This window comes from Pseudomonas sp. NPDC087615 (assembly GCF_044743445.1).
Taxonomy (GTDB): Bacteria; Pseudomonadota; Gammaproteobacteria; order Pseudomonadales; family Pseudomonadaceae; genus Aquipseudomonas; species Aquipseudomonas baetica_A.
In genome coordinates this window covers 79,053-86,168 of the sequence record NZ_JBIUWM010000022.1, presented here as the reverse complement: position 1 = coordinate 86,168, position 7,116 = coordinate 79,053, and the positions used below count along the sequence as shown (strand labels likewise).

Below are 7,116 nucleotides of genomic sequence, written 5' to 3'. Positions count from 1 at the left end.
GACCGTCCGATCCGTCCGCTGTTCCCAGAAGGTTTCATGAACGAAGTGCAGGTTGTCTGCACCGTCGTTTCCACCAGCAAGAAGACCGATCCGGACATCGCTGCGATGATCGGTACCTCGGCTGCCCTGGCCATTTCGGGTATCCCGTTTGACGGCCCGATCGGCGCCGCTCGTGTAGCTTTCCACGAAAGCACCGGCTACCTGCTGAACCCGACTTACGAGCAACAAGCTGCTTCGAGCCTGGACATGGTCGTTGCCGGTACTTCGGACGCTGTGCTGATGGTTGAGTCGGAAGCCAAAGAGCTGACCGAAGACCAGATGCTGGGCGCGGTACTGTTTGCTCAAGACGAGTTCCAGGTTGTGATCAACGCCGTTAAGGAGCTGGCTGCCGAAGCTGCCAAGCCAACCTGGACCTGGGCTCCTGCTCTAGAAGCCACCGAGTTGCTGGGCGCGATCCGTGCCGAATTCGGCGAAGCGATCTCCCAGGCTTACACCATCACCATCAAGGCTGACCGCTACGCACGTCTGGGCGAGCTGAAAGACCAGGTTGTTGCCAAGCTGTCCGGCGAAGAAGGCCAGCCTTCTGCCAGCGAAGTCAAAGCGGCTTTCGGTGAAATCGAATACCGCACCGTTCGCGAAAACATCGTAAACGGCAAGCCACGTATCGACGGCCGTGACACCCGCACCGTACGTCCGCTGAACATCGAAGTCGGCGTTCTGCCGAAGACCCACGGTTCGGCTCTGTTCACCCGTGGCGAAACCCAGGCTCTGGTCGTCGCGACGCTGGGCACAGCCCGTGACGCACAGCTGTTGGATACTCTGGAAGGCGAGAAAAAAGACCCGTTCATGCTGCACTACAACTTCCCTCCGTTCTCGGTGGGCGAATGTGGTCGCATGGGTGGTGCAGGTCGTCGTGAAATCGGTCACGGCCGTCTGGCCCGTCGTTCGATTTCGGCCATGCTGCCTGCCGCTGACGTGTTCCCGTACACCATTCGCGTGGTTTCGGAAATCACTGAATCCAACGGTTCGAGCTCGATGGCTTCCGTTTGCGGCGCTTCCCTGGCCCTGATGGACGCTGGTGTACCGATGAAGGCACCGGTTGCCGGTATCGCCATGGGTCTGGTTAAGGAAGGCGAGAAATTCGCAGTCCTGACCGACATCCTGGGCGACGAAGACCACTTGGGCGACATGGACTTCAAAGTAGCCGGTACTGCCAAAGGCGTTACCGCACTGCAGATGGACATCAAGATCAAGGGCATCACAGAAGAGATCATGGAAATCGCTCTGGGCCAAGCCCTGGAAGCGCGCCTGAACATCCTCGGTCAGATGAACCAGATCATCGGCCAGTCGCGTACCGAGCTGTCGGCCAACGCTCCGACCATGATCGCGATGAAGATCGACACCGACAAGATCCGTGACGTTATCGGTAAAGGTGGCGCGACCATCCGTGCGATCTGTGAAGAAACCAAGGCTTCGATCGATATCGAAGATGACGGTTCGATCAAGATCTTCGGCGAAACCAAGGAAGCGGCTGAAGCAGCTCGTCAGCGTGTTCTGGGTATTACCGCTGAAGCCGAGATCGGCAAGATCTACGTCGGTAAGGTTGAGCGCATCGTCGACTTCGGTGCATTCGTCAACATCCTGCCGGGCAAGGACGGTCTGGTTCACATTTCGATGCTGAGCGATGCTCGTGTTGAGAAAGTGACCGACATTCTGAAAGAAGGTCAGGAAGTGGAAGTGCTGGTACTGGACGTGGATAACCGCGGCCGTATCAAGCTGTCCATCAAAGACGTGGCAGCTGCCAAGGCTTCGGGCGTTTAAACACCCCGCAGCGTTAGCGCAATAAAAATGCCCCGCCGTGAAAACGGCGGGGCATTTTTTTGTCTGTTGAAATCAACCGTACCAAGCCCCGAGTTGCCGGACCTCAAGAGCGGTGCTAGGTTTAGCCCACCGCCCGTGTAGCTCAGCCGGTAGAGCAGCGCACTCGTAACGCGAAGGTCGCAGGTTCGATTCCTGTCTCGGGCACCAGTAAAATAAGGACTTGCCGGCTACTGATCAGTTTCTAAAAAAGCTTGTGACAGCAAGGTGACAGCATTCCGCTCGATAACGTGGTGCGGAAAGGGCGGATTCGCAATGCGCCGACTCCGATCAAGCAAGGACGAAGTAGGAGCCAGGTCATGGGGAGTTACCCGCAGCGAGTCTGGGAAAACATCATTCCGCTGTCTGTAGGCAAGACGCTGCCTGAGGCCTTCGAGGAGTGGTCTTTTAAGGACGTGGTGAGGGATCACGAGCACCCGACTGAGACGTGTGAGCTTTGTGATCAGGAGTCGCTCCGCTATCAGTTTGAGATTCGAAACGCGCTCACAGGCCACGCGCTTTGGGTGGGTTCTCAGTGCATCCTCAGATTCGGTGTTTCGGTATTTGAAGCGGGCCGTAAGCTCTCCGCAAAGGACACGCAGAAAAAGCTGGATCGTTTGACACAGAAGATGCGCGACGATGCTTGCTTGCGATCGCTGCAGAAGCTCGCCGACGCAGAGGGCGGCTCAATACTCGCTAACGCACTTCGCTACTATCAAGGTCATGGGTACCTTTCTCCGAAATTCGCCTTCGTGGTTCTGTGGAGGCTGAAGGAGAACGACATCGACCATAGCCCTTCTTTTTTCAAGGTTGCCCTTCGGCGCGATCAGCATAAAAAGGACCTGCGGGAGATGAAGTTATCGAGCGTTCATATGATCTGGCCGGCGCTGTCTTCTTCTCAGCGCGAACTGGCAATAAGGCTTGGGCATCGCCCGCCGCCGCCCCCTCTCCCCGCCTTACCTGTACCGTCATTTCCATTGCCGCCTTTGCCAAAGCTGCCACCGTTGCCGCAGCCATAGTTTTCAGACGGTAGCTTTTTCTCTAATTCTCAGTACCGTCGTCGTTGAACAGTTGGCGTGCCGAGCGGTTGCGCGAATACCCAGGCCGGCGCCGAGCAGTTCCGAAACGCGCTTGTGCAGATCAGCGTCCACCGGCCGGCCCTGGTACTTGCCGGCGGCTTTCGCTTTCTCGATGCCCTGGGCCTGCCGCTCGCGGCGCTGCTCGTAATCCTTGCGCGCGATCGCCGCCATCATCTCCACCAGCATCGAGTTGATCGCGCCCAGCATTCGGCCGGTGAACTCGTCGCCTTTGGTGTCCTTCATTCCTTGGTGACTGGTCGGCAGATCGAGCGCGACGATGCGTAAGCCTTTGGAGTCGATCGCAGCCTTGAGCTTCTGCCAATCCTCCACAGGAAGGCGGGAGAGGCGGTCTATCGACTCCACCAGCAGGACGTCACCCTTGCGCGCATCTTTGAGCAGGCGCAGCAGCTCAGGCCGATCTGCCGACGCGCCGCTGGCGTTCTCCAGGTACACGCTCGCGATCACCTTGTTGTGGTCGGTGGCGAATTGCTCGAGCGATGCGCGGGCGCGGCCGGCGTCCTGCTCTTCGGTTGATGCTCGGAGGTATGCGCGGATGAACATGATGTGCTGTCCGTATCAGTTAAGGTGTTCTACTAATACTGTTGCACTATGAGTGTCACTTATCAAGCAAATTGCGCAAATGAAGACGAATTTGCGCGTATCAGCTCAGGCATACCCCGCAAAACGTGATTCTAGATACTATTTATTCATGGTTGTCAATATTTTGATTGACAAAAGCTAATTGTATTGATATAATTGGCGAACTTAACCGGTAGGTTAAAAACGACTTCGGGTGGTGGGATAGGTTCGATTCCTCAAGCGATAGCTATGGCCATGGCATTTATGTGTTTGATTTGTACGCAATATTTAGCTTTAAACGATGAAAAAAACGCAATGCCTAGTTTTGAAAATAATACTTATAATAAGGGGGTCTATATGAATAAATTAATGATTAAAAGTATGTGGTTTGTTCTGACCGCCATAGGTGCTAGCTTGTTCGCTACTGTGGTACCAATGCCATCCATGCATATGCATCAGGCTTAAATGCTGATGCGAAAAAAACCGGCTAATGGCCGGTTTTTTTGTTTATAGCTCGATGCGAGGATTTGCTGCTGATGCTTGTTGCGGATCTCTTTGTCTGCTTAAGTTAATTACGTCTTGTCCTCAGCGTAGATCGAAGCCGATATGATCATCCCGCCCCACCGGCGTTCGCCGATGCAGATCGGTACCGGGTTGCCGCTGGCCGTTGTATTTCGCGCAGATCCGAAGCTGTAGCTCGGTGAATTATCGGGAGATGCACTCTGCTTAAGACCAGTCGCTTGAGGGCTAAGCATCTGGATGACTCCGCCGGCGGCGAGTGCAATCCCTGGTGCTAAGGTCGCGCCGTTCGTAACTGAACTCATGGCGATCAGAACCACGCCAAGTACAGTTTGAAACAGACCTGCACGCTTGCTCCCAGCGATTACCGGGACGATCCGGATCTCCTGAGCGCCACCCATCTTCAGTTCTCGCTCGCTGATGTTCTTTCGGTTCCGGAACACGGCGAATTCAAGACCCTTCCGTTTTGCATCAGCGAGGTACTTCACGAACCCAGGGTGGTTAACGTCGATAGCCTTCACAGCCTCTCGCGTGTCGCCGGTGGAGAGTTCGTAAATGTGTTCGCGCCCGAACAGCTTGCCGGCCGAGCCGCCCAGCAGGATTCGGGTTTTGGCGCCGTAGTTGGTGGCCATAGCCATGGTTTACTCCTTGGCGCCCTGTGCGCTGTTGATGGGTTCCGCAACACCCAGTCGAATTGCGAGAAGCGAGCGCGACATACGCGCCTGGTCGACCGTCACCTGTTCTTGCCGCGGGTCGTAGTTCCAGATCCGTTCGTAAATCCCCTGGTATGCCCTGGCACCCCTGAAGGTTCCGCGCAGAAGGTCGGCCGAAACCCGGGCTTCGTCCTCGGTGAAGAACGGCCCGTCAATCGTCACCTTCTGGCCGTCGCGGACGTGCTGGACATCCCACACGACGTAGCCAGAATCAGGGCCTTGTTTCAGCGTGTAGGGTGCAAAGAGGGTTGTCTTGCACGCCTCGGCGAAGCGTTCCTGGTAAGTGGTCAAGGTATTTGCTCCCAGTTGGCGGCCGCACCGTGACGGCCGCAAGTCGAACCGCTTACGCGGCTTCGGATTCTTCCTCCGTAGCCTTCGGCTTGCCTCGAGCTGGGATCATTTCCAGCCAAGCGCGCAACGCCTCTGAGCCGGCACAACCCGATCGCCACTTTTCAAATCGACCTGCATAGCCAGTTGAGTTCGCAACCATTCCACTGAGCGATACGCCGACCTGCGAAGTGGTAGCAAGTACATCGTCGTAGACGGCCAGCATTTGGCGAAGAGCCTCAAGGTCATCAGCGCGGGAGGCGGCAATGCCTGCTCGGGAAAGGCTCGCTGCTGCTTCAGAGTTGATGCCGGAGAGCATCGGGTTTGCTCTCAACACTGCTTCGACGATATCGGGATGACCACCTTGACGAGCCTCAGACATGAGGTTGCGGCGCTCTTCTGGACTGAGTTCGCGCACAAGCGCTCTTAGCTCTTGGTCTGCGAGAAAGCCCGCGATGTCACTACTCGCGCGCGGAGTGACAGGGGAGAAGCCTTGGGTGACGGTTTCTGCGAGTGTGCGCATATCCTTTGCAACCGACTGCATAGCTGGAAGGAGCGCGGCTGAAACAGCCTCGATTTTTTCTTTGCTCAATCGCTCGATCGCAGACGCGTTGAAATCTTTGTTTTCCCGGATCGAGACGATCTCTTCGCCGAAGTCTTTGAAGGTCTCCAGCGCGAGTGTTTGAAGTTGGCGAGCGGACTTCATCAAACCGCCGGCTTGCCATACACCTTTGGTCCCGTCCGCACGTTGGATGGAGAAGGTGTGAGACTCAATACGAGAGTGCTCGTATTCGGAGTAGTGGAGGTTGGCCAAGCCGACCTTGAGAACTGAGCGTTTGCCGATTTTCATCGCGTTACCTTTGGATTGTTTGGGGTTGGAGTGGGGCAGACGGAGGACGTAGAGGCGTTGAAAGTTTCGAGGAGAGATACTTCGCCAGTGACAGCGGCGCCGCCGACGGCTTCGGCGCTCAACTCGTCCATCAGCTGGCTGATCTGCCGAACGTCGCTGCTAAACTGGGAGTCGCCGGCGGTCTGCTTCAGGCGGGCGATTTGGTTACGGATGTTCATTACGCGCCTCCACGATCCGTTGATATAGCTCTGCAGCGTGCTGCTCAATCGAGACACCTTCAGGAGGCCAGGTAACGATCCAAGCCCCTTCCTCGGGCGCGGCGCGTATATCGAGAATGCCGACTTGAGCTGTCCGGCCGGCGCGCTCAATTTGTCGAGTGTGAAGAATGATGGCTTTCGCCATTTGCTCACCCTGGTCGCTATCCATCTCTGCGAAGGGGAAGAAGAGCGATACGCTTTGCCCTTGAATTCGATAGTCGACCTGGTGCCCAGCGGTTTTCGGAAAGTCTTCTTCCGCTTGGATCTCTCTGGTATGCGCTCGGATCACTGCGAGCACAATCAGCAGCACTGTTTCATCTGCGGCGCCGATCTTCTGGGCGATCCTTTGTAGTTCTGCCTTCAATGACTTGATGCTCATTGCTGCATTCCCTCCATTTGCGTGCGGAGTTCTTCGACGGCCTTTTGAAGCTCGGCAACCTCGATCACTCGGGCGACGGCGCCCAAGCCTTCAATGAGTGACTTTCCTTGGTCGGGCGCGAGTTGTCCGCCGGCAACTGCACGCATGATTGATTTGGCTGCGCTCGGTAGGTCTGTATCGTCGAGTTCAAATTGCACCGGCTCGGAGGTCGGTTTGATTGGCGGGACAAGGCGTTCAAGGATCAGTCGACAGGCTTGCATATCGCCCTTCTTGGCAGCCGCGAGCACCTTCTTTGTAACTGCGTCCGCACCCTCGGCAAGTCGAGCGCGAAGTTCCTGTGTTTGCCCGGAGCGCCCACCTGGGTTGCCTGACTGCCCGGGCTTCCATTTCCCGCTCTTGTCGCGCTCAGTCATGCGGAGGGCGATTCCATGGCAATGACCGGTTTGTTTTCCGCAAGCGCGATGAGGAGGGCGGATGCCTGGATGCTTCCTTCGCTGGCAGCGTCGCGCAGGCGACCCCACGCCGCGGCTACCTCTGAGCGAGTCGGTTTGTGTTG

General features: G+C 56.5%; 10 protein-coding genes and 1 tRNA gene. 4 read left to right on the top strand and 7 right to left on the bottom strand.

Going from position 1 to position 7,116, the window contains the following annotated elements:
- The 3 genes from pnp to ACIOU6_RS13370 form a co-directional block, all read left to right on the top strand.
- The coding region (pnp, locus tag ACIOU6_RS13380) for a polyribonucleotide nucleotidyltransferase (protein ID WP_401136860.1) at positions 1-1,821 on the top strand (1,821 nt) is incomplete at its 5' end.
- A 131-nt stretch (positions 1,822-1,952) separates the two neighbouring features.
- Positions 1,953-2,028: transfer RNA gene (locus ACIOU6_RS13375), tRNA-Thr, on the top strand.
- A gap of 149 nt (positions 2,029-2,177) precedes the next feature.
- Entirely contained in the window at positions 2,178-2,876 is a 699-nt protein-coding gene (locus ACIOU6_RS13370) for a hypothetical protein (protein ID WP_401136858.1), read from the top strand.
- A 3-nt stretch (positions 2,877-2,879) separates the two neighbouring features.
- Here the strand turns inward: ACIOU6_RS13370 and ACIOU6_RS13365 are convergent, their stop codons facing one another.
- Positions 2,880-3,497, bottom strand: coding sequence for a recombinase family protein (locus ACIOU6_RS13365; protein ID WP_401136855.1), 618 nt, complete (start codon positions 3,495-3,497; stop codon positions 2,880-2,882).
- 195 nt (positions 3,498-3,692) lie between these two features.
- Here ACIOU6_RS13365 and ACIOU6_RS13360 point away from each other — a divergent pair, with 195 nt between their 5' ends.
- Complete coding sequence (locus ACIOU6_RS13360) at positions 3,693-3,980, top strand: hypothetical protein (RefSeq protein ID WP_401136852.1); 288 nt, start codon at positions 3,693-3,695, stop codon at positions 3,978-3,980.
- Between the two features lie 107 nt (positions 3,981-4,087).
- Here ACIOU6_RS13360 and ACIOU6_RS13355 read toward each other — a convergent pair whose 3' ends face one another.
- The 6 genes from ACIOU6_RS13355 to ACIOU6_RS13330 are packed head-to-tail and all read right to left on the bottom strand — an operon-like array spanning position 4,088 to position 6,973.
- The gene (locus ACIOU6_RS13355) at positions 4,088-4,672 is read right to left on the bottom strand and encodes a tail assembly protein (protein ID WP_401136849.1); all 585 of its coding nucleotides are present in this window, start codon (positions 4,670-4,672) and stop codon (positions 4,088-4,090) included.
- Positions 4,673-4,675: 3 nt separating this feature from the next.
- Complete coding sequence (locus tag ACIOU6_RS13350; protein WP_401136846.1) at positions 4,676-5,038, bottom strand: hypothetical protein; 363 nt, start codon at positions 5,036-5,038, stop codon at positions 4,676-4,678.
- A gap of 52 nt (positions 5,039-5,090) precedes the next feature.
- Positions 5,091-5,924, bottom strand: coding sequence for a hypothetical protein (locus tag ACIOU6_RS13345; RefSeq protein WP_401136843.1), 834 nt, complete (start codon positions 5,922-5,924; stop codon positions 5,091-5,093).
- On the bottom strand, positions 5,921-6,142 hold the full coding sequence (locus ACIOU6_RS13340) for a hypothetical protein (RefSeq protein WP_401136841.1): 222 nt from the start codon (positions 6,140-6,142) through the stop codon (positions 5,921-5,923). Before ACIOU6_RS13340 ends, ACIOU6_RS13345 begins: the two co-directional genes overlap by 4 nt.
- Positions 6,129-6,560 carry a hypothetical protein gene (locus tag ACIOU6_RS13335; RefSeq protein ID WP_401136838.1) on the bottom strand — a complete coding sequence of 144 codons (432 nt, stop codon included), beginning with the start codon at positions 6,558-6,560 and terminating at the stop codon, positions 6,129-6,131. Before ACIOU6_RS13335 ends, ACIOU6_RS13340 begins: the two co-directional genes overlap by 14 nt.
- Positions 6,557-6,973, bottom strand: coding sequence for a DUF5681 domain-containing protein (locus ACIOU6_RS13330; protein WP_085730375.1), 417 nt, complete (start codon positions 6,971-6,973; stop codon positions 6,557-6,559). Before ACIOU6_RS13330 ends, ACIOU6_RS13335 begins: the two co-directional genes overlap by 4 nt.
- Positions 6,974-7,116: the final 143 nt, after the last annotated feature.